The sequence below is a fragment of the Bradyrhizobium sp. 139 genome, assembly GCF_023074175.1.
GTDB lineage: Bacteria > Pseudomonadota > Alphaproteobacteria > Rhizobiales > Xanthobacteraceae > Bradyrhizobium.
Genome location: NZ_JADPKS010000149.1, coordinates 1 through 22,366, shown reverse-complemented (window position 1 = coordinate 22,366; position 22,366 = coordinate 1). Strand labels below are relative to the sequence as shown.

Annotated in this window: 14 protein-coding genes and 5 pseudogenes; 14 read left to right on the top strand and 5 right to left on the bottom strand. The window is 59.0% G+C overall.

Annotated elements, in window-relative coordinates:
• Positions 1-167 precede the first annotated feature (167 nt).
• Complete coding sequence (locus IVA80_RS31675; protein ID WP_247438811.1) at positions 168-1,283, bottom strand: LacI family DNA-binding transcriptional regulator; 1,116 nt, start codon at positions 1,281-1,283, stop codon at positions 168-170.
• Positions 1,284-1,492: 209 nt separating this feature from the next.
• Between IVA80_RS31675 and IVA80_RS31670 the strand changes: the two genes are divergently transcribed.
• From IVA80_RS31670 to IVA80_RS31655, 4 genes and pseudogenes are all read left to right on the top strand, one after another.
• Positions 1,493-2,701, top strand: coding sequence for a CoA transferase (locus IVA80_RS31670; RefSeq protein WP_247438809.1), 1,209 nt, complete (start codon positions 1,493-1,495; stop codon positions 2,699-2,701).
• 258 nt (positions 2,702-2,959) lie between these two features.
• On the top strand, positions 2,960-4,114 hold the full coding sequence (locus IVA80_RS31665) for a hypothetical protein (protein ID WP_247438807.1): 1,155 nt from the start codon (positions 2,960-2,962) through the stop codon (positions 4,112-4,114).
• Positions 4,115-4,117: 3 nt separating this feature from the next.
• A pseudogene (locus IVA80_RS31660) lies at positions 4,118-4,305 on the top strand (dihydrodipicolinate synthase family protein); the annotation flags it as partial.
• Positions 4,306-4,393: 88 nt separating this feature from the next.
• Positions 4,394-4,915: a hypothetical protein gene (locus IVA80_RS31655; RefSeq protein ID WP_247438805.1), complete on the top strand. Its 522-nt coding sequence runs from the start codon at positions 4,394-4,396 to the stop codon at positions 4,913-4,915.
• Positions 4,916-5,118: 203 nt separating this feature from the next.
• Here IVA80_RS31655 and IVA80_RS31650 read toward each other — a convergent pair.
• Both IVA80_RS31650 and IVA80_RS31645 read right to left on the bottom strand, forming a co-directional pair.
• Positions 5,119-6,061, bottom strand: a pseudogene (locus IVA80_RS31650) (IS630 family transposase).
• 553 nt (positions 6,062-6,614) lie between these two features.
• A complete protein-coding gene (locus IVA80_RS31645) occupies positions 6,615-7,544 on the bottom strand; it encodes a DMT family transporter (protein WP_247438803.1) in 930 nt (309 codons plus the stop codon).
• A gap of 1,147 nt (positions 7,545-8,691) precedes the next feature.
• Between IVA80_RS31645 and nodU the strand changes: the two genes are divergently transcribed.
• On the top strand, positions 8,692-10,347 hold the full coding sequence (gene nodU, locus IVA80_RS31640; RefSeq protein WP_247438801.1) for a nodulation protein NodU: 1,656 nt from the start codon (positions 8,692-8,694) through the stop codon (positions 10,345-10,347).
• 1,330 nt (positions 10,348-11,677) lie between these two features.
• Positions 11,678-12,313, top strand: coding sequence for a methyltransferase (locus tag IVA80_RS31635; protein WP_247438799.1), 636 nt, complete (start codon positions 11,678-11,680; stop codon positions 12,311-12,313).
• A 956-nt stretch (positions 12,314-13,269) separates the two neighbouring features.
• On the opposite strand, the gene IVA80_RS31630 is transcribed toward IVA80_RS31635, so the two are convergent.
• Positions 13,270-13,551 carry a helix-turn-helix transcriptional regulator gene (locus tag IVA80_RS31630; protein ID WP_247438797.1) on the bottom strand — a complete coding sequence of 94 codons (282 nt, stop codon included), beginning with the start codon at positions 13,549-13,551 and terminating at the stop codon, positions 13,270-13,272.
• 1,395 nt (positions 13,552-14,946) lie between these two features.
• On the opposite strand from IVA80_RS31630, the pseudogene IVA80_RS38755 reads away from it, so the two are divergent.
• The 8 genes and pseudogenes from IVA80_RS38755 to IVA80_RS31600 all read left to right on the top strand — a co-directional run.
• Positions 14,947-15,240 (top strand): annotated as a pseudogene (locus tag IVA80_RS38755) (LLM class flavin-dependent oxidoreductase); the annotation flags it as partial.
• 13 nt (positions 15,241-15,253) lie between these two features.
• Positions 15,254-15,379: pseudogene (locus tag IVA80_RS38750) on the top strand (hypothetical protein); the annotation flags it as partial.
• Positions 15,380-15,452: 73 nt separating this feature from the next.
• Complete coding sequence (locus IVA80_RS38745) at positions 15,453-16,253, top strand: LLM class flavin-dependent oxidoreductase (protein WP_346348043.1); 801 nt, start codon at positions 15,453-15,455, stop codon at positions 16,251-16,253.
• 34 nt (positions 16,254-16,287) lie between these two features.
• On the top strand, positions 16,288-17,985 hold the full coding sequence (locus IVA80_RS31620; protein ID WP_247438794.1) for an ABC transporter substrate-binding protein: 1,698 nt from the start codon (positions 16,288-16,290) through the stop codon (positions 17,983-17,985).
• 53 nt (positions 17,986-18,038) lie between these two features.
• Complete coding sequence (locus IVA80_RS31615; protein WP_247438792.1) at positions 18,039-18,947, top strand: ABC transporter permease; 909 nt, start codon at positions 18,039-18,041, stop codon at positions 18,945-18,947.
• Positions 18,948-18,973: 26 nt separating this feature from the next.
• Positions 18,974-19,807, top strand: coding sequence for an ABC transporter permease (locus tag IVA80_RS31610; protein ID WP_247438790.1), 834 nt, complete (start codon positions 18,974-18,976; stop codon positions 19,805-19,807).
• A gap of 3 nt (positions 19,808-19,810) precedes the next feature.
• Positions 19,811-20,311 (top strand): ATP-binding cassette domain-containing protein, encoded by a 501-nt coding sequence (locus IVA80_RS31605; RefSeq protein ID WP_247438788.1) that lies wholly within the window; start codon positions 19,811-19,813, stop codon positions 20,309-20,311.
• Between the two features lie 791 nt (positions 20,312-21,102).
• Positions 21,103-21,415: pseudogene (locus IVA80_RS31600) on the top strand (IS5/IS1182 family transposase); the annotation flags it as partial.
• A 470-nt stretch (positions 21,416-21,885) separates the two neighbouring features.
• On the opposite strand, the gene IVA80_RS31595 reads toward IVA80_RS31600, so the two are convergent.
• Complete coding sequence (locus IVA80_RS31595) at positions 21,886-22,083, bottom strand: hypothetical protein (RefSeq protein WP_247438786.1); 198 nt, start codon at positions 22,081-22,083, stop codon at positions 21,886-21,888.
• Positions 22,084-22,366 lie beyond the last annotated feature (283 nt).

Sequence of the window (22,366 nt, the reverse complement as noted above, 5' to 3'; positions counted from 1 at the left end):
TTCTCGCTCCAGCGCTTCTCGGGCAGCACGGCCGCGGCATGTTCAGCCACGTCCACTTGTGCCGCCACCAGTGATATGTTCGCGCAGCGTGGCAGCCGCCCGAATTTTGGAGGAATGCAAAAACGAGGGAGAAATCGATTTCAGTGACAGCGCGTCGACCGGCAGCTTCAGCCCGGACTGCGCCTGCGACGCGGTGGGCGTTCGCTAGATCTCGGCGGCCCGGTCGATGACCGCATGACCAGTCGATACGGCAGCAGGACACTCCTTGGAAGTGGGCTTCCGGCGATCGCATTGATCAGATAATCGGCGGCTCCTCGGCCAATTTCAGCTGCCGGAACACTGACTGTTGTGAGCGGCGGGTCCATCTGCGCTGCCAGCTCCACATCGTCAAATCCTGTGATGGAAAGCGTAGCCGGCACGGCGACCCCAATTTTGCGGGCCTCTGCCATTGCCCCGATGGCAAGGGTGTCCGTGGTGCAGATCACCGCCGTCGTGTCGGGGTGGTCGGTGAGGAGCTGACGAAGAGCGCTGCGACCCTGGGCAAGCGAATAGTCGGCCTTAATGACCTGGGTGGGCCTGAGCGGGAGGCCGGCGTCCGAAAGCGCGCGCTGAATGCCCTCGAGCCTCGCGCGGGACCGGTCGTTGGACGCAGCAACAACATTGGCGATCGCGCCGAAACGGACGTGTCCAAGCCGCAACAGATACTCGGTCATCTCGCGCGTGGCGCTTTCGTTATCGATTCCGATCGCGGGAATGCCGCCAGCTGCCTTCGAAACATAGGTCGTGATCACAGGCACACGGGCTTGTTCAATCAGAGCCCTCAGCTCACGTCCATGGGAGCCTCCGACCAGTACAATTCCATCGATGCCGCGCTCGATCAGGCTCTGCAGCTCCTGAAGCTCGCGGCGCTGATCATATTGGGAATTCGCGATGAAGAGCGTATAGCCGCTTTCGCTGAGGCGGTTCTGCAGCGCCTCAACTCCTTCGGCAAAGATGCCGAGCGCCAGCGTCGGAACGATGATTCCAACGGTGCGCATGCGTCCCGACTTCAAGGCTCTCGCCGCGCTGTCTCGCGTGTAGGAGAGGTCGGTGATGTGCCGCATCACCTTGTCCCGGAGTTCCGGCCTTACGATTTCGGGATGATTGAGGACGCGCGACACGGTCGCAGGGGACACATTGGCCTTTCGCGCGACATCTTCGATCTTCACGCGCGGTTGCTGGCGTCCTTTGGGCGCGATTGTTGGTTTTTTATCCATCGGGTCTGGTCGCTCAGTCAGTGGCATGAGTCCGATCCACGTTAGAACATTGGACAGCCAGCATTCTCAAGCTCTGTATACGCCCGATCCGTCTTATCCAGTGGAACTCTGGTGCATGGGCGGGCGCCGAGTTGGCATGCCGCCCATTTTGCTTGACTCTGCAGATCATAATGCATATTTCTGAAATCGATTTCAGAGGCCGAGCCGTCTGATCCAAGAAAACTGAAAGCGAGACCATGGTCGATCTTTTGAAGGGCGTTCGCGTCCTGAGCTTCAATCACTTCCTGATGGGCCCCGTGGCTGCGCAGTTTCTCGCCGATCTCGGGGCGGACGTCATTGCCGTCGAGCCACCAGATGGCGCCTTTCAGAGGAAGTGGGGCGGAGCAGACAAGCGGGTCGATGGGCAGTCCATGCTGCTGCTCACCGGGAACCGCAATAAGCGAAGTCTCACGCTCGACCTGAAGAAGCCAGAAGCCATTGAGATTGCCAGGAAGTTGATCGCGACCTCGGATGTCATGACTGAAAACTTCCGCCCCGGCGTTCTCGACAAACTTGGCCTCGGCTACGAGGACGCCAAGACGATCAATCCGCAAATTATCTATGCCGCGGCCTCAGGCTACGGTCCCGATGGGCCCTACGTCTACCGTCCCGGTCAGGATCTACTGGTGCAGGCATTATCGGGGCTGGCCACGATCACTGGAAGCCGCGAGCAGGGTCCAAGGGCCGTAGGCGTTTCAGCGGTCGACCACCATGGTGCTGCGCTGTTTGCGGCTGGCATTCTGGCCGCGCTTGTGAGGAAAACGCGCACCGGACAGGGGTGTCGGGTTGATGTCAGCCTGTTGTCCGCTGCACTCGATCTGCAGATGGAATCCTTTACCTGTTACCTCAACGGCGAGCGGCCTGACGATGTCCGTCAGCCGGGACCGATCTCCGGTTGGTACTACGGGGCGCCTTACGGCATTTATCCGACGCGTGACGGTCATATGGCGATTTCTCTTGGATCTCTCAGCACAGTGTCGGAGGCGCTCGATGTTCCGGCCGATCAGCGCGTTCCAGACAAGGAGGCGTATCGCCGACGCGACGAGGCATCGGCTGCGATCGCCGCAAATGTCGCAAAGCGCACGACGGCCGAATGCATCGCATTGTTCGAGGCCCACGGAATTTGGCACGCCGCGGTCAATGACTATGCAGATGTCGTGACCGATCCGCAGGTCGTGCACAACAAGAACTTCCAGGTCGTCCGCGGGGCGACGGGCGCGCCGATCACGCTCGTCAGCCATCCCGTGCGCTATGATGGCAAGCTGCCCGAAGTCCGACTGCCGCCTCAGAAACTTGGGGCTCAGACCGAGGAAATCCTCAAAGAGCTCGGCTACGACGACCACCAACTTGAAGAACTTTTCAGGAAGGGGGCGGTCGGCGCCTTGACGTCCTCGCGCGCCGCTTGATGACGCGCCCAACGCGCATCACGGCAGGCATTGCTAGAGCGCATGTACACACTTGGTTCATGCGCGTGACGATCGGGCTGATGCGGATAGCCCTTGAGCGTTTGCTCGTGGTCAGGAGCGATAGCTGGAGAAGGCAGCTGCGTGCTCCTGACCCGCTAAAGTCATCGGCTCGGCCGAAGCGAAATCGGTCGCACATTGGACGGTTAGCACCGGGAACGATGCCCTGAGATTTCGGCAAGTGGCAAAGGAGTATCGGATATGAGCAAGTCGCGCTGGGCACACGCAATAGACCTGATGCAAGCACGAGTCGATCAGACGCTTTCCGCGATGAAAATAGAGTTTCCGCATTGGGCAGACAGCTCGACCGGCAAATGGACGACCACGCCGGACGGCGATTGGACCGGTGGCGCATGGCCGGGTATGTTGTGGCTGCTCGCGCGGCGATCTGGCGAGGCGAAATACTTCGATGCAGCTCGGTTCTGGAGCAGCCGCTTGAAGCCGCGTGCGCAGCTGCAAACCGCATTCAAGGGCTTTGGGTTCTACTATGGGGTCGCTCTTGGCGACGTCCTGTGTAAAGACAAGGACGCAGCTCTCCTGGCACTGGATGCCGCCACCTCGCTCAAGGCGCAATTCGATTGCCGGCTTGGCCTCATTCCGCTAGGCCGCGATGCGGAGGAATCAGAAGATGTTGGCAATTCGTTCAGCAGCATCGACTCTCTGCAGGCGGTCCCGCTTCTGTATTGGGCCGCCGCAAGGACAGGCGATTCCTCATACGCTGGCATTGCGGCGCGCCATACCACGCGCGTGCTCGACGTTCATATGCGCTCCGATGGCTCAATCGTTCAGTCGAGTGAGCTAAATCCGTCCACCGGCAAGATTGTCCGCCATTTCACCCACAAGGGATTCAGCGACACCAGTGTCTGGGGCAGGGCGCAAGCTTGGGGGCTCGTCTATGCGGCGATGGCGCTTGCTCACCATCCTCATGAGACGCGCTGGATGGAGCAGTTGATGGCGGGAGCGGACTGGTGGCTTTCGCACGTGCCAACCAGCATGGTCGCGTTCTGGGACTTTGATGATCCTGTCATTCCAGACACGGAGACGGACACGGCGGCAACTGCAATCACGTGCTCGGCGCTGCTAAAGCTGGCGCGGCTCGCGCCGACGCCGGCACTGCGCGTCAGATATCGTGAGGCAGGCGAACGGACGGCAAAGGCCCTGATCGAGACCTATCTGACGCCGACAAATCCGGACGATCCCCGCCCGCCCGGAATGTTGGTCGGCGCCTGTTTCAATAAGCGTCGCGATGCACGCGCTCAGGACTCGGCCAGCAAAGCAGAGACGATCTTTGGATCCTACTATCTGTTCGAATCATTGAACGTTCTTGATGGACTCATCGAGGCTGAGAAGATTTGACTAGAAGCAGCCCCTATTCCGATTATGGTCCGGGACGCACCGCTCACCGGCGTGACGCTGACGGTGCCTATTCTTGTTCGTCTTGCACGAGAGGTGCCGCTCGTCAGCTATTTCAAGATCGAGGTACCGTATGCTGCGCGGCGAAGCTGCGTGCGTTGATCGAGGAGGGTGGTGAGGCCCTCGCAGGCCCGCACTCCGGCAACACGAGGCGGTTGGGCCTGACAGGTCAAGGCACCGCGAGAGCGCAGACGTAGACGTGGCGCGACGATCAAGGACGCGATGACGGCGCTATGGGAGGCGTTGGACCGGGTATGCGGCAAGCGGCTCAACGTGATGATTCCGATCTTGCTGCCGGCCCTTGAGCAACATGGGCGATTGAAGCCTGGCCTGGCAGATCGTGATCGTGTTTTCGCGATCACCCCTGCAACCATCGACCGCCTGCTCGTCGACGTAAGGGGCGCGGCGAGCGGCGGTAGGCGGCGGCGCCGTGCCGGATTCTATTCGACCATCCGACGGAAAGTTCCGATCCGGACGATCAATGACTGGAATAGCCCGCCGCGGGGCTTCTGCGAGGTCGATATGGTCGCCCATGCTGGCACGTCGGTGGCGGGATCGTTCATCCAGACTCTGACGATGGTCGACATCGCGACGGGCTGGACGGAGTGGCTGGCCTTGGTCAGGCGGGATGGTTCGCTGGTCGTCGAGGTGATGAAACGCGCACAGAGCTTGTTCCCATGGCTTCTACGTGGTGTGGACTTCGATAACGACAGCGCGCTTATGAACGACGTTGTCGTGCCATGATGCCGCCAGCAGAAGCTCCAGGTGACACCCTCGCGTGCCTACAAGAATAACGATCAGGCGCTCGTCGTTAGAAGAATGGTGCCGTGTGCGTCGCTAATGGGCTACGGCCGCTTCGACGGCCTCGAAACGGCGCGCGTGTCAACTTCTTTCAGCCGTCGTTCAAGCTCAAGGAGGCGCCGCGAAGGGGCTAGAGCAAATTCTGATCAGACACGATCATAACCTGCTGCGGCGAAGAAGTTCAGGCACTCTTGGGCGTTGAAGGCGGTCAGGGCGAGGGCGATAGCGCTGTCCAAAGCCTCGATTGATCTGGCGGCGCCCTTTCGAAGGGCAGCTTTGAGCTTGGCGAAGGCCATTTCGATCGGATTGAGGTCGGGTGAATAAGGCGGCAGATAGAGGAGCTGTGCGCCCACGGCGTCGATTGGATGCCGATCTCGGCCCCGCTTGTGTGCTGGAGATTGTCCATCACCACGATGTCGCGGGCCTGAGCGTCGACGCGAGGACTTGCGTCACGTAGGCCTCGAACTCCGGACTATCCATGGGGCCGTCAAGGCCCATCGGCGCAGTCATGCCGGTCGCTCTGAGCGCACTGACGAAGGTCGTCGTCTTCCAATGACCATGCGGAAGCGCTGCGACACAGCGCTGGCCATATGGGGAACGGCCATAGCGCCGTGCAATCTTGGTCGAGGCTCCCGTCTCGTGGATGAACACCAACCGATGGATGCCGATCTAAGGCTGAGATGCCCTTCACGCCGCGCGTTTAGCGGCCACGTCCGGCCGATCCTGCTCGCTGGCGTGCGATGTTTTTGACCGTGATGTTACGGCGATAAAGAATCGCCAGACCACGCTTGACGCGAAACGCTCGCCGTGGACTTTGAAGATATGGTCAGCGATCTCGGCCAGTCATGTCAGGCGTAGCCTTGATCAGGGAGAGGATCTCCGAGGCATGACCCTGGATCCGAGCTGAACGCCGGTCGCCGCCCTGCGCTCCCGCCTCGCAGGCGCCGGTGCTTCGCCACTCGCTGACCAGTTCGATCGCCGTCGATGGCGCCACTCCGAACCGGCCGGCGGCGCCCCGACAGCTCATGCCTTCATCTTCCACAGCCGAATTATGCGAAAGCGAAGGTCCGGCGAGAGCGGTTTAGCGATGGGGCTGGCCTCCATCACCAGCCCTCAGAGTGAATCACGATTTGCCGCAAGCGAATCACTTCCGATTCCGTCAGGTCGGAAAATGCTTTAAAGTAATCAAGCGCTATCATGCTGCGTTGACGCCCTATCAGCGCATGCCAAGGTGACCGCGGCAGTAAAGCGGCGGCTACGTGGATCAGTATCGCTCGCTCTATCCGGTTGGGCTCATGGCCGAGTTTCGCACAAACCACGAGGAACTTGGCAGTTGCGTCGATCGTCGTGCCGGACAGGTGCGCGGCTTGCAACCCGCTTGCACGAGCTCAGCGCCGGCAACCGCAGCGACGTTCGCCAAGACCTCCCCAAGACGGTGACGGCCGGCGAGGCGCGTGCCACGCACCGACGCCGCCGTCGGCCTTATAAGACCAGGGTTCGCATGGCCGTCCAAGCTCGACCCGCACATTAGTACGATTGAGGGCTGGCTCGTCGAGGAGCCGCAATTGACTGCGCTCGCAATAACTCACGTTCGACCGCCCCGTTCCGGAGTTGACAGCGCGCGCATTGCCCAGCTCCTTCTTCAAGGTTTTCTCCCGACAGGAGAGTGGGGTGATACTTCCGAGCCATGGGGTTGGGAGCGCAAGGCCAGGGGCATTCCCAGCGCCGACACAAGAACCGCGACAGCCCCCAGCCACTGTGTTGCGGTCAGAGTTTCCCGAAGGAAGATAGATGCGAAAATGGATGTAAACACGGGAACGAGCGGCAGCAACAGAGCGGCGGCTGTCGCGCTCATTCGCTGCAGCGCGATCCCGTAGAGGAGGAAGGGGATCGAAAAGAGCAGCAATCCGGATCCGGCCACCGGAACAATATCGCCGATGACCACAGAGAGCGTCGGCAATGGGCGAACGCAAATCCACGCAAATACGACCACTGCAAACGCGACGATCTGGCTCGCTGTCGTAAGGCGCAACGCATCCACGCTTTGCGACATCACACGGACCGCTATGCTGTAGAGTGAGGCGAATAGCACGCCGGCGAGTACGAGAGCGACCCCCAGTCCCGGCGTTGCGGAAGGAGCAGATTCAGAGGTCCATTGCAAAAAGCCGACCCCGGCAAAAGCTAACAAACAGAGAAAGACGATAGCACGGTTAGGGATCTCGCCAAGGATCAACCACGCAAGAAGTATGACCATCGGCAGTTCAACTGCGAACAGCATCGCCTCCACCGACGCCGGCAGCATCGATAGTCCGAAGACCGACAGACCAGACGCAAGCGCCGGCTGCAGGACGCCGGCAAGGCCAGCACGCCAATCGCTCAACCGAGGCGGCGCACCTGAGAAGATCGATAGTACGGTCAGGCTTGCGGCACTCACAGCCAACTGCCCTGTCAGAAGCGAGAGCGGTTCGATGCAGCAGAGTGCGGCCTTGGACAGAACGTTGCCGATGCTCCAGCTGACCGTAGCGAGTGTTCCGCATAGAAGCGGTAGGAAAAGAGGTGGGCTCTCACTCAAGCTTATGACTCCCTTCGTCGCGGCGATCGGAGTGGGTTCACGGCAATGCACGTTTCTCGGTTCATGATCTGCCGCTGCCGGATCGCATATCGAAACCTGGGCTCTAGTTGCCCTACCCAAGGGCGAAGCCACGAGTATCGCATGCGTTGTTTCTATTAGCCTCGAAGCTTCGTCGTTCCGCACCACTGGCGAATGGCCTGGTCGGAGCTAACCGGCGACGCCCTTGCGATGATCGTACATGCGTTGTCGATCGCATGAAAACAAGTGAAAGAGCGATAAATCCATACCAAGATTTACGTCATCTCCACCTCCGGGGCAGGCTGCTGCATCCTATGGGGTTGAAGACGGATCGGATCGAGTTGCCGTTCCGCCTTCGAAGGACCTGGATCCGGAGGTTCGTGAGGCGCTCCGGGACTTTCTAGTCGCATCTCTCGACGGGTACGGCGATGCCCTCATTTGGGTTGATTTCGCAACCCGAGGACGCGCGCAGATGATGATTTATGCCACAACGCATGGGTCGGCGCTGAGGGCAGGCCTTGCCAAGGATCGTTCAAGGCCTCGGGGCCGCACGCTTCCGCAGTTTTCGGAAGCTCGAAAACTGATTCGGTAATCGTAGTCCCTGCTTCTGTCCGAAACCACACGTGCCGAATGTAAGTAAATTGCCAGGGTGTCTGCACACGAGACATTCGGCCGAGAAATTGCGACCAGATTCCTCTGGTTTGCACTGGCCCAAATCATGCTGTGGCTACGGACGAGAACGCAGAATGGGAGGCGCCTTAGTTGCAACCAGCCATCGAGATGACGTCGTGCCACTGAGAATGTGGGCAAAATATAGTCGTGATCCGAAATCCGACCTCGATCGGGAGGGGGCGACCTGATGGTCTTGGAAGTCCCGTCTTAGGTCATGACCTGGCTGAGATGCGCCATCCGCAACCTAGATGCGCACGCTCACGCCAGGCGGGCATCTGGTACTCGGATCTGCGTGTGATACCGCTCGAACGCTTGGCGTCATGCCGCTGATGCAGAGATGGTCCAGGAAGCGCTGACGAAGCGTTGATCGTTCGAGTGCGTCTGCTTGCTCGCTGCTTTCGGCAGCGAAGACGGTCTTCAAACTAATCGAATTGTCTGGGGCTAACATGGAGGCACTATGCGCATCTGCGGTATCAAGCTGACGCATGACGGATCAATCGCTCTTATCGAGGACGGACGACTTGCTTTTTGTGTCGAGCAGGAGAAGCGGAACAACAATCCGCGATATCAAAGTATTGACAATCTCGATGCAGTTGTCGCCGCCTTGGCGGAGCAGGGGCTGGATGCGTCGGATGTTGATCAGTTCGTCCTCGACGGCTGGTGGGGAGAGGGGGAGTCGGAATTCCAGGTCCTCAGTGGGGCTACGCCAATTACTCTCAAAGGTGCGCCGTATATTGAAAGTCATGCCGATGGCCTGCTAACGTCGCGCGACGGCACTGGCCTGCTACTGGGCGGCAAATCCTTTCCTTACAGGAGCTATCCGCACGTCACGGGCCATGTGGCCGCCGCATACTGCACGAGTCCCTTTGCGAAAGCAGGGCAACCCGCGTTCTGTCTGGTGTGGGACGGCGGCACCTTTCCACGTCTTTATTATGTAGAACTCCGCGGAGCCCAGTTCATCGAATGCCTGTTCCCAATGATTGGGCACGCCTATGCGGCCGCAGGTTATCACTTCGGACCGTATAAGCAGGCGACCCGCACCAATTGGGACCTCGGTGTTGCCGGCAAGTTGATGGCTTACATCGCACTAGGCTCTGTTGATGAAAACATCGTCACGGTCTTTCAGGAGCTTTACGAGGAGCACTTTGGGACCAATGCAGAGCTCGCCCGTCCTGACAGTCCGGAGTCTGCGCTTGAAGCTGTGCATGATTACGTCGATGCCAGCGCGCAGCGGTTGAAGTCCAAGGCTTCCGAAGATGTGCTTGCATCGTTTCATTGTTTCCACGAGCGTCTGCTCGTTCGCGAAATGGCGCGTGCTTTGCAGCGCCATTCGCGTTTTCCAGCGCGCAACTTGTGTATAACAGGCGGTTGCGCTCTCAACATAAAATGGAACAGTGCACTACGTGCCAGCGGCCTTTTCGATGCTGTCTGGGTGCCGCCCTTTCCGAATGACAGCGGATCGGCAATCGGTGCCGCTTGCTCGGCAGTGGCGGCGGACAAAGGCTTCGTGCCGCTACAATGGTCAGTCTATAGCGGTCCAGCCCTGCAGCCGAGCGATGTGCCGACCGAATGGGACGCTGCGCCGTGTAGCATGAGTGAACTTGCGACCATTCTCACCAGCAACAAGCCGGTGATTTTCTTTGCCGACCGGGCCGAGCTTGGGCCTCGGGCACTGGGTAGTAGAAGCATTCTCGCAGCCGCGACGACGGCGCGAATGAAGGATCATCTCAACGATATCAAACTTCGCGAACACTTCCGGCCGGTGGCTCCGATATGTTTGGAGGATCGTGCACCGGACATTTTCAGTCCTGGAACGCCGGACCCTTACATGCTTTTTGATCATCAGACACGAGCAGAATGGCGGGACAAAGTCGCCGCCGTTGTACATCTGGACGGAACTGCGCGATTGCAAACCATTCCCAGAACGTCTCAGCACAAAGTCGCCAAGCTTCTCGTCGAATATGAAAAACTTACGGGTATTCCACTGCTTTGCAACACGAGTGCTAACCACCATGGACGCGGTTTCTTCCCGAATGTCGCAGCGGCCTGCCAGTGGGGAGGCGTTGAGCATGTATGGTGCCATGGCATGCTGTGGACGAAAACACAGAAGTGAGCGATCCCCGGTCCAACGGTACCTTTCCCGCTAAGAATGAGCGAGATATGACAGCGGGTCGCTGTCTACCGGATGTCGCCTAACGTTGCGCCGGGAGGTGCTTCGGGCTGCGAATGGTGCGGCAGGAGGACGATTTTATGTATGGTCCTCGGCACGGCTACCGCCTGATACAGGCATATCACGGTGCTCGGCGAGCCAGTGCCGGCATGCCGCAGAGCCGAGTGAGGCTGTGCATTCAGACGTGTCAGACAGACGCTCTCTAACGCCGTGTATCCATTTCCGAGAGAATAGGCGCGGGAGCAGCCGCGCTATCGTTGGGACTTACCAGTGGGCTCATCAGGATCGCCGGTTGCGATCGGCCACCCATGATAAGGGCGGTAAGAAGGGCCGAAGGTCCGGGAAAAGCATCTTTCCGCTCAAGAGCGGTCTGGGATCGCCAGAGCGGCAGCAGCGGCCTGGGAAAAGGGCTGATCCCTCAATGTCAACTGAGACACGGTGTTATCGCTCAACACCGTCCAGCGTCCCTGGTGATGGGTGCCGCGAAATGGCGCTGGCGCGACACGGGCATAGTCATCGCACAAGGAAGCCGCTATTGGCGGCCGACTACCGCATCAGCACCGGACATTGTGCCACAACGTAGCAGTCGGCGCTGAGGATAGGCATAAGCGAGAATCGGGTTCAATGCCAAGAGCCGCATGCGCTGGGTAGCTTTCGGTAGCCCGAAAACTGATCAGGTGAGCGCAGTCCGTGCTTCTGTCGGAAACCAAACGTGACAAATGTCAGTAGATCGCCAGCGTGTCTGCAAACGCGACGTTCGGCCGAAAAGTCGCGACCGATTCCTCTAGCTCGCACTGGCGCAAAGTGGTGCGGCAAGAGGACGATTTCATGTATGGTCCTCGGCACGGCTACCGCCTGATACAGGCATATCACGGTGCTCGGCGAGCGAGTGCCGGCATGCCGCAGAGCCTAATTATAGGCGCTTGCTGCGCTTAGCGTTCCTGGCACGGCCGTTGCTATTGAGGGGCAGCAACACCGAGTGAAGCTGTGCATTCAGACGTGTAGACAGATGTTCTCTAAAGCCGTGTGCCCATTTCCGAGAGAGCAGGCGCGGGAACAGCCGCGCTATCGTTGGCAGTCGGTTGATGGAGAGCGATATGAGGCCGGCTATCCGGCTTCCCAGCTCACCGCTTGCCGGACGCTGAAGCAGTTCGTCCAAACCGGCCTGCTGGCCGCCGGCGCCTCGCGATGTTGTTTTCACCACAAGATGGAGAGTTAGATGAATGCCCCGCTAGGCGTATCTGTAAGGCGCCAAACGACTGACGTAGATGCAATGCTAGCCGAACTGCGATTATCCGAGCGCCCACATGACGTGGAAGTAAGCGGCCTGCCCCTGCACGTCCTGCCTGGTGTTTTGTCACCACGCCTAAGTCACGGTCCCGACGCATTGATGTCGAAGTGGCACATCGAACCTGGCGCGACAGTACTCGATCTGGGATGCGGATCAGGCGTACTAGGGCTTGCAGCGCTCCGTGCCGGCGCAGGCTGTCTAGTGGCACTCGACATAAATCCGCAAGCCGTCCTCACGACGAAGATAAACATCGAGAGGTTAGGTTACTCGGACAACGCCGAGGCGCGCTATAGCGACACCTATTCTGGGCTGCATTCCGGAGAAAAATTTGACATCATTCTCTTTGCCGCCCCCTATTGGAATCGTAAAGCGAAAGACGACCTGGAGCGCTCTTGCTTCGATGAAGATCACAATGTCATGGCCTCGGCTCTCAAAGGTGCGCGGCGCCGCCTAAATGACAAGGGCGTGATGTATGTGCTCTTCTCTGATCAGGGAGATGTCGGGCGCGTCCTGAATTTGATTAATAGGAGTAAGCTGCGCGTCAGGAATATGCATATTTTCCGCCCCTCGATTCCAGAGGGGCACGTCCGGATTATTTGGGAACTCACGGTGCGATGAAAGCTCTTGGCTCTCGAACGGCGTTCTGGCCGAGCATGGGCCCCTAAAGAAGGCCGAGGCACTGCACCGCTCGCTTTTCAAAAATTATAATGCTCGCGGCAGTTTCCCGGCCGACGAGGCGCGCTCAACGTTTCTCTCGCCGTGACCCACCGCGATGATCACCGAACCCGTGAAAAGTCCGTTCTGGCGCACCTTCACGTAGGAGGCTATCGATCCACGGTTGTCACCGGCGCAGCATCGCGGAGCTCGCACTCGCCCTCACCGACGTTTCGATAAAGACGCGCCAAGTAATCCGGGAAGGCTGGGCTCGTCCGTTGCCGCGTACTCAGCATTCAGGAGGACTGGGTCTCTGGTCCTTACGGATCGCAGCCCTACGTAATGATACGGAGGTCAGCCGTCGCACTTCCTTGATCTTGGCAATGTATCCTCATCTACATGACGCCATACAGACCAATCTACGATCCACAACTCTCGCGAGCTCGTGCGCAAGCAAACGCGAATCAAAGCGGATTCGCTCGGCCCCGGCCAACCCAGGGACAGGCTCCTGAAAGTCGCCGATGAATACGACCAACACGCAGAAAGGGGTGGCGCGCCCAGAACCGACCAAGAGCCAGGTTCGTGTCACGATTTCTGATCGTTATCCGTTTTCTTGACTAAATGCTCGAGCGGCTCGCTCCGAGCCACCGGCGCCAATTCCACGGAACGCATACACTTTGGCCGATAACTAATTTCAAAAGGTGAGCCAACATCAGAAGAGGCAATCAATATTGATTCAAGCGGAAGAAAGGCGCGAACAGATTCACACAGTGGGATTGCGTCGACACTCCAACCCGCTGAAGTATTGTTGCCGAAGGCCTATACGAATCTCTCCTGCGTGAAGCCTTTGCGCTTCCGCAGCTTTCGAAATTCCTGTCCAGCAAATTACAATGTTTTAGCGAACTCACGCGAGCAGAGCGCTATTTCTTCTTGTGACGTGGACGAGCCGGCTTGCGACCTTTGCGCAATGTCTTATGGGACGTTGCTCCTTTGGGCGGTTGGATAAAGAACTCAGATAAATGGACGCCAAGCGATTTAGCGATCCGATCAAGCAGATCGATTGTTGGATTCGCATCTTGCCTCTCAACAGCGCCCATGTATGAGCGGTCAATGTCCGCATCGTAAGCCAATTGCTCCTGCGGAATACCGAGATCAACGCGGATCCGCCGCACATTCCAGGCCAAAAGCGCACGAGCTTTCATGCGCTAAAGCAGCCATTCGGTGGGCCATCAAACCACTGGCTAGTTTCGCAAAAGATAGCGAACTCGCCGCGTGAGCTTACATGAAAGAGCCGGCCTTAGACCCAGATGCCGGGCACGCCGCGCCGAATGAGTTGGTGCTGACTTTCTATGACGACCAGCATCTGGACGTATTTGGCGACTCCTCGATGCGCAGGCCGATGGCACCGACTGAGAAGAAGTTGCCCGGATTGTATTGCTTCTCGCCGGCCTTGCAGCCCCGGTCACCTTCCGCGGCAGCAACGTCGTGGCGATCCCGGAAACCGCCTGGAAGGAAGTGGGATTCTTGGCGACGATCCGCGTCCGGGGCAGCGAGGTCGTGTCGCGCGATTTTGACTTGACCTGTGGGGCCTAGCAGCGCGGCGTCACGCTGGGTTTTCATGGGTGATCAGCGCACTGGGCTGTGGGCGTCACGCGCTCTCTGGCCTGCGCGGAGCATGTCGCCACCTCTGGGCGGGCAAAAACGTGGCCACGTCAGACACCGCGGTGCGCAGGACCGAATAAAGATACGGAACGCATTGCGAGCTACGAGGGTCCGATAGTGCTGCCAGTTCTCACGCAATACATCGCAAAAAGAAGCGCATTCATTCGCATTATTTGATGTTGCCGTCGGATCCATACTGCCCACGCTTGCAACTATTCGCCAGCGTCAAAGTTCTGCTCCACACTGTCGACTCAAATGCACGTCTCCCATCAGAAGTTTGTGCATCGATCCTGCCCTTACGCTTCGAAGCAAGGTCCGACAAAACGAAGGTCACAGCATCAGCGGAGTTCGCGCAACTTGACCATGTGGCCAATGCATTCAAATGAATCGAACAAGAGCTCGTCTTAAGAAAAGGATACCAAGTGGCGGCAGTAGATTGAAATACTCAACTATTGCGTTCAGATGCTCGTCACAGCTACACGTGTCCTATAACGAGCTACGCTTTCGTTGGCTGCGGCATCCAAGGACACTGTTTGATGCAATTTGCGATGCAATTGGGAAGCACGGCCTTGCGCACGCAATTCGTCATCGTCTCTCGCGCATGTGCGTCCCGCAGACTGTTGCTGCGAGCCCTTGAGTGGAAACCCGAACGGAGCGCGCCGCTGCGGAGCCAGATCAACACCACAATCAGGATCATTCTGGCTTCACCTGATGCCGTCCGCCGTGCCAAGCGGCCGAGTATTGGCCAGCGCAATGCCCAAGTCTTGCCTACGAGGTTGCTGTCTCGAAGCGTGGTCGCTCGCGGCCCTTTCGGGCGCACTCTGGCCAAGCCTCCGCCAGGGGGGCGAGGTCAGTAGCCGAACAGCGTGACCAACATCAATTTGTCATTGAAGGCGTTGCCGGCAGGTTCGAGGTCGCCGCATTTGGGAGTGCCTATGTCTTCCGTCATCCGCACGCTTCATCTTGGCCTCAATCTTCACGGCGCGGGCGGTCACTCCGCAGCGTGGCGTTGGCCGGGCACCAACCCAAGCGCCTTCTTCGACATCGGGCATTACGTTCGTGCTGCGAAGATTGCCGAGCGTGGCCTGTTGGATGCGGTGTTTCTAGCGGATACCCCCGCGGTGCCCTTCGACATCACTCGGCAGCCGCCACTCAATGGGCTTGAGCCTACGCTTGTGCTTTCCGTAATCGCGCGCGAGACAACGCGCATCGGGCTGATCGCAACGGCGTCGACGACCTACAATGAACCATACAATCTGGCGCGCCGTTTCCAGTCGCTCGATGTCATTACGTGGCGGCCGAGCCGCCTGGAATGCGGTTACGACATCCAGCCCAGCGACGGTAGCAAACTTTGGTGGTCGCCAGATCGGACGCGAAGAGCGCTACAAGCGCGCCGAGGAGTTCGTTGAAACCGTCCGTGCTCTTTGGCTGAGCTGGGGGGATGAGACCATTATCGCTGATCAGGCATCTGGAGTTTACGCATGCGTTCGCAATCCGAGGCCCGCTCACCCATCCCGGCTCGCGCCAGGGCTATCCCATCATCGTCCAGGCTGGAGGCTCGGATCCTGGCGTGCGCCTTGCGGCGCGCAGCGCCGATGTCGTTTTTACCGCAGCCGCGGACTTGAAAACGGCAATCGGGGAGTCCGAGCGCCTGCGCGCGCTCTCGCGTCAATTTGGCCGCCGTGCAACTCCAGTCATCCTCCCTGGCCTCGTCACCTTCATCGGCGGCACGGAAGAGGAGGCACAACGCCGAAAGAAGGAAATCGACGCGCTGCTTGATCTGACGCGCGCGATGGACGCCCTCGCACGGAGCATGGACGTGCCGGTCGAAAAACTCAGCCTCGACCGGCCCATTCCCGAGGAGCTCTTGCCCAACCCTCACAATGTTGCGTTCTCGGTCGGTCATCACCGGACGTTCGAAGCATTGGCGAGGGAAGGCCGCACGGTTCGCGAGATCATTGGCAGCGTTCAAGCGTTCGGTCATCGCTTGCTCGTCGGTGCACCCGAGCAGATCGCCGATTCGATCGAATCATGGTTTCGCACAGGCGCGGTCGACGGCTTCAACATCATTCCAGACGTGCTGGAAGACGGCGCGACGGCGTTTGTCGATCTTGTCGTGCCGATCCTACAGAGCCGCGGACTGTTTCGCACGGAATACCAGGGGGAGACACTGCGCGAGCACCTGGGAATCCCTCACCACGACGTTGCTGCCGAGACGTTGGCGAGGCCGTCGTCTCTGTGACGCAATGTTTGTCCACATTCACCGGAGTTTGGAGATGTCTGTTATCGAACGCACGAGCCTTTGGCGTCTCGGCATCCAGCCGAACACTCGAAGAAAGCAAAAGGCGACGGCTGTCCTGTTGGCGGTCTCAACGCTCCTGCAGATCTCGATCATGGCGTGCTGCTCTGCCCAAGAGGCGTCAGCCGGCGGACCGAAACGAGGAGGCATCATTCGCTATGGGCATTTTCAAGAGCCGCCCTGCCTATTCGGGGGATGGGTGCAGCAGTGGTATCTTCAGCGGCAGTATAGCGACAATCTGGTTGCTCGGAGGGAAGATGGAAAGATTGTGCCTTGGCTCGCAACGTCTTGGACAATCTCCGACGACAGGAAGGTATACATCTTTGAGATCAAGCCAAACGTCAAGTTTACCGACGGGACGCCTCTCGATGCACAAGCTGTTGCCGAGAACATCAACGGATGGCTCGGCAATGATCCGGATCGTCGCAATCCGACCGCCGCTCCTTACCTCGAAGACAGCTTCGAATCGGCGACAGCAATTGCCCCTCTCACGCTGCAGATAACGCTGAAGACGCCATTTCAGCCGTTGCTCAACGTTCTCGCGCAGTCCTCCCAAGGCATCTTGTCACCAACTGCGCTCAAGCGCGGACTTGCCGTGAACTGCAACAGCCCGGTCGGGTCAGGCCCGTTCATCGTGGAGAAATGGAATCACGGGCAGAACGTCGTGTTTCGCCGCAACCCGGATTACAATTCGGCACCAAGTCACGCCAAGCACCAGGGGCCGGCTTACGTTGATGGCATCAACTGGAGGTTCCTTGCGGATCAGACCGTCCGCTATGGCTCACTGCTGACGGGCGAATCTGATGTCGTCTATGATATTCCGGCAGTTGCCTGGAAGGACGCCAATTCCCGCTTCGCCGTCTTGCGGCATATAACAGGCGGCACCCCTTTACGCCTGGCGTTGTATACGGCACGGCCCCCCTTTGACGATGTGCGCGTCCGCCAGGCTTTTGCATACGCTGCTGACCGAAGAGCCGCCGTCGAATTGTCCTTCCTCGGCGCTTTGCCATTCGAGGCTAATGGAGCGCTCAGCCAGAGTTCGCCGGAATATATCAGCGGGCTCGGGCGGTCCTATGGGTATGACGTTGGAAAGGCCAATCAGCTCCTCGATCAAGCGGGTTGGACTGAACACAACAAGGACGGCATTCGCCTCAAGAATGGCAAGCCCCTCGTCGTTCGAATCTCCTATTCGAGCGCTTTTCTAAAGCCAGACGGCGAGCAGGCATTGCAGGTCATCCAGCAGCAGGCGAAAGCTGCCGGATTCGAGGTGCGCCTTCAGCCGACCAACCAGGCGGATTTCTTTGCCGGGAAGAATCTCGGTCCGGACGACTACGAGGTCGTGCTCCTCTATTGGGTTGCACCCGGCGCAGAAATCTTCCGCATTTCATGGAAGCCTGATCGGAACGGCCAGCGGAACCGCTATAATCCGTCGCGCTACCAGGATGAAGCACTGTGGAATGTCGTTCAGACAGCGGAACAGGAGTTCAACGATGGCGGACGGACTGCGCTTTATCAGCAGGCTGAACGCAATATCGTGGAGAAAGCGGCCGTCCTAGGCTTCACGGTGCTCGATGTCACATTGGCGACCAGCCCAAGGCTGAAGGATGTCTGGCTGGACCGCGGGTCGGTCGGTGAACCCGTCTTTTATGACGCTCATTTCGTCGACGTGAAGTGATGCGTGTGAATAGCGCAGCTCATGTTCGGATAGGCCGGCTTGCGGGCAGGTTCGTGTCCGCAGCGACTGTGGTGTGGCTAGCTGCGACCTTCACATTCCTTGTTCAATGCCTGATGCCCGGCGACCGCGCCCAGATCATCATCAACATGGCGAGTGGCAACGTTGGAGAGGCCTCTCCAGCAGAGCTCGCGGCGGTCAACGCAAAGTACGGCTTTGATCAGCCACTCGTTCTGCAATACGGCAAATACATATGGGGCATCCTGCATGGGGACCTTGGCTTGTCATACCAGCAGCATCGGCCGGTCCTTGACATCATCGCAGAACAGATTGGGCCAACCATCATTCTGGCGGTTGCGGCGCTCATTGCGGCATGGGTCATCGCGGTTCTGACGACCGTCCTCGTCGCCGGCCAAGACAACATGTGGTCAACCTTGCTCAGCGGAATACAGGTGTTCCTGGCGACCGTGCCGCCCTACTGGCTGGCTACAATCCTCCTCGTTGTGTTTGCGGTGCAGCTTCGGATTGTCCCAGTCATCGGGGGCAATTCCCCGATCGGTCTCGTTCTTCCAACGAGTGCGTTGGCTTTGGAGTTGTCAGGATTCCTCGGGCAAATCGTTCGCAGCGAATTCACGCGTGTCCTCGAGCAGCCATTTGTCATCTCGGCGCGGGCACGAGGTATGGGTGAGCTTGGCGTCAGGTTTCGCCATGTCCTGCGTCATGCAGCGTTGCCCGGCATCACTTTATCAGGCTGGGCGATCGGAAAGCTTCTTTCCGGTGCGATTCTGATTGAGGCGGTATTTGCGCGTCAAGGCCTTGGTGGCGTCCTTGTCGCTGCGACGTCCTCTCGAGACGTTCCAGTCGTTTCGGGGGCTATTCTGATCTCCGCCGGCCTGTTCGCCGTCACCAATATGCTCGTCGATCTCACCTACCGAATCGTCGATCCCAGGATCAAGATGACATGAGCAGGGTAGGTCACTGGAGCGCGTGTTTGCAGCTGATAGAGGCGTCGGCGATCCTCCGTCGTATTCCTCTTCGGGTTCACGTAGCTCTGATCGTTATCGGTTTCTTTATTGTCGCGGCAATCGCGCCGAGTCTGCTGCAGACGCACGATCCGCTCGCGATCGATTTGACGGCACCATTGCAAGCTCCCTCATTCGCGCACTGGTTCGGAACGGACCAATCAGGCCGGGATATTTACTCCCGAATTGTCGAAGGAGCAGGCCAGTCACTCACCATCGGGCTTGGCGCAACTGCGCTGAGCATCGGCGTTGGGCTGGTTTTTGGCATCATTGCCGGCCTTGTGGGTGGCGCGCTCGACAATGTTCTCAGCCGGCTTTTGGACGTGCTGTTCGCACTTCCCACGCTGTTCCTCGCGCTTCTGTTCGTGAGCTTGTTCGGTCCATCGGTGCTGACCCTCGTTATAGCGGTCGGAGTTGGCACAGCTCCGGGCTATGCTCGGATGATCAGAGGACAGGTTCTGTCTGTAAAAGGGGCGCCTTATGTGGAGGCTGCCAAGGCCCTCGGCCATCCTTATCCACGTATCCTATGGCGGCATATCATTCCGAACGCGATGAGCCCGCTCACGGCGATGATGACGCTTGGCGTTGGGCAAGCGATCGTCTGGGCGGCGGGTGTTGCGCTTCTCGGTCTCGGCGTCGCTCCCCCGGCGCCTGAATGGGGCGCGCTGCTAAATGCTGGGCGAAACTATGTGATCTTCGCATGGTGGCTTGAGATCATGCCGGGCATTGCCGTGGTGTCGTTTGCTCTCGGCCTGACTGTCGTCGGACGCTATTTGCAGGATCGGCTGGAAGGAAAGATCTAAGTAATGCTCCACGTTCCTAATCGACAAGTGCCCCCGCAGGCGAACCTTCTGACAGTCGATTCACTCTGTGTCTCATTCGGGCGGGATCTTCCTGAGGGAACAGCCGTGCGCGGCGTCTCATTCTCTCTCCAGGCTGGGCGCTGCCTGGCCATTGTCGGAGGGGCCGGCTCCGGCAAGAGTGTGACTTCGCGCGCCATTGTCGGTCTTGCCGGCCGCCGGGCTCATGTCCATGCGCGTCAACTGACCTTCGCCGGCACCGATCTCACAGCTCTCGATGATCGCAGCTGGCGGCGCGTCCGCGGCAAGGAGATCGGCTTCGTTCTGCAGGATGCACTCGTCGCGCTAAGCGGTCAGCTGCGAAGGCAGGCTCTCTGCGAGGAGGATGGTGCGTTCGATGCCAAGTCATCCTCCTCAACGGAGACCGGGGCTAAGAAGATTCGCAAGATGCAGCGCATTCCCCGTGCGAAGACAGGGACGACTTCCACAGCGCCATCGATCACATGATGGTCGCTGTCGGTGAAGACAGCCATCCCGGAACCCAAACCCGCACCGATCACCGCCGCGCATCGAGGGCCTCGCTAATACGCGTCTCATGGGGCGCTGGTACGCAGCGGCGGTCGGAAAGACGCGCTCCCCCGTGTCCCACGCGGCTGCCGGTTGACGTTATCGGCAACGGGCGATCGGTCCCCGCTAGGCAATTCGCGCATACTGTGCGAACTGCCAGAGGACGGCAGCGATGGCGGCTTCTTTTGGGACACTGCAAGTTCAGGTGGGCGCGATCGAGGGCGCCTTGGTCGATGTCCGGGAAATCAGACTCTTTACGCCGCCTCGCGTGGCTGCTCGAGGCGATCAGAGCTATTGAACGCGGCCGAAGTCGCGGCAATCGCGGATTGGACCCGTAATCCAAATAGCTCCCACGTCAGCTCGACGTGGCGAAGCGATGCACTGGAGGCCAAGCACCGCGCCCCATGTGGCAAAGCCAACAGCGTGCGATAAGGCGCCCGCTCCATAGCGAACGAACAGCAGCGCAAGTCCGGCACTGGGGCGATCGAAGCCGAGATCGATTTGCTATCGTTTCGGTGATCATCGAAGCGGTCGACGCGCGCGCTGGCCTGAGCGGAGCAAGACTGCGAGGTCTGAAGAGAACATGCGCCGCTGGGTTTTAGCCCCGGGTTCGCGGCTTCCGCTCGAGTGGACGCCGGCCTGCGGGTGGATTTTGCAAACGAGAGCTTGATGGCGACAATGACGTGCCGGATCGTCCAATCAATGCGAAGGGCTCAACCGCCTGGCGACCAAGGCACAGCGTTAGGTTGCGGCAATCCTATTGTCGCATCGTCAAGGCCGCCGCGACAATGGCGGCCCGCTACGCCCATGCCAAACTGTTCAAGCGGCATCGGCGCAGTTGCGCATTCTGCGGATCATCCGCAACATCCGCCGCAAGGTCGAGGGCCAGCCAACACTCGAAGAGACGTTCACCCTCCCACTTGGCCGGGCCGCGGCCTCGCAGCAGCAGCGCGGCTTCAAGCTTTATTCCCTCCAGGCCCGGAGGTGGAGCGCATCGGCAAGGCGGTCGTGATTCGTGCGACGATCGTCAGCTCTTCGCGCAAAGAGATGCTGGACGTGCGAAGCCGCCTTAGCGAATCCTTCGAATCCTCACTTATTGTTTCGCGCTAGCTCCTATTGGCGGAGACGGCGTGAACCAAGGTTGCTCCCAACGCGTAACATACAGCCTTAACACGGGTGAAATGTTCTGACGATTGCCAACTCTTCGGGCCTGCGTTCCAGGAGGGCGATCGCAGCCTGGGTGCCGAAAACTGTCCCCGGCCCACTGCCGCGTCCCGAATAACCGAAGCATGCATAGGCGTTAGGGCCAAATGCGACGATCTTCGGTAAGTGATCTGCGGTGACTGCTATTGTCCCGCTCCATGCATGTTCGAACTCTAAATCGCCAATAGCCGGGAAGAGCTTGCGCAGCTTTCGTCGCGCCCAGGTGCGGTGAATACTTGCTCCAGGAGCCTCGCAACTGCCTATGCCACCAACGATCAATCGACCGAGACTATCGATCCGGAATGAGGACATCACGCCGTGTCCCAGCAGCCTGCGCCGTCGGCATGAATGGCTTTGCGTGCGGCCTCCGGCATGGGTTCTGTGGCGAACTGGTAATAGCTCACAGGTGTGAACTGGGCCTTGCATGGGATATCGATGCCAAGCTGATAGGCATTCGTTGTTACGAGCAGGGATTTTGCTCGAACTTCGTGATGATTCGCCTCTGCCACCCAAATCCCGTTTCGGCATCTAATCGATAATATCGTGATTTACTGTGCACCGCCGCGCCCCTTGCCTTGGCCGCGCGCGCAAGGCCTCTGCAATATGAGAGCGGTTGAATTGTTCCTGGCCGAGCATCAAATAGCGAGCCATGATATGCCGTACTCCCTATACGATGGGCTGTTTCCGACCGATCTAGTGTTCTGTCACTGACATTTGAATCCCAGCTTGTCGCGAACATGATTCACTCGCGGCATGGGAAACGACTTGATTGTACTTGATCGCAAGGCTCGC

Bases quoted from the DNA above. Each gene is read 5' to 3' on its own strand.
- IVA80_RS31655 (WP_247438805.1), top strand. From the start codon at position 4,394: ATGACGGCGCTATGGGAGGCGTTGGACCGGGTATGCGGCAAGCGGCTC.
- IVA80_RS31675 (WP_247438811.1), bottom strand. From the start codon at position 1,283: ATGCCACTGACTGAGCGACCAGACCCGATGGATAAAAAACCAACAATC.
- IVA80_RS31630 (WP_247438797.1), bottom strand. From the start codon at position 13,551: ATGAAAGCTCGTGCGCTTTTGGCCTGGAATGTGCGGCGGATCCGCGTT.
- IVA80_RS31635 (WP_247438799.1), top strand. From the start codon at position 11,678: ATGCTAGCCGAACTGCGATTATCCGAGCGCCCACATGACGTGGAAGTA.
- IVA80_RS31670 (WP_247438809.1), top strand. From the start codon at position 1,493: ATGGTCGATCTTTTGAAGGGCGTTCGCGTCCTGAGCTTCAATCACTTC.
- IVA80_RS38745 (WP_346348043.1), top strand. From the start codon at position 15,453: ATGAGACCATTATCGCTGATCAGGCATCTGGAGTTTACGCATGCGTTC.
- IVA80_RS31665 (WP_247438807.1), top strand. From the start codon at position 2,960: ATGAGCAAGTCGCGCTGGGCACACGCAATAGACCTGATGCAAGCACGA.
- nodU (WP_247438801.1), top strand. From the start codon at position 8,692: ATGCGCATCTGCGGTATCAAGCTGACGCATGACGGATCAATCGCTCTT.
- IVA80_RS31620 (WP_247438794.1), top strand. From the start codon at position 16,288: ATGTCTGTTATCGAACGCACGAGCCTTTGGCGTCTCGGCATCCAGCCG.
- IVA80_RS31605 (WP_247438788.1), top strand. From the start codon at position 19,811: ATGCTCCACGTTCCTAATCGACAAGTGCCCCCGCAGGCGAACCTTCTG.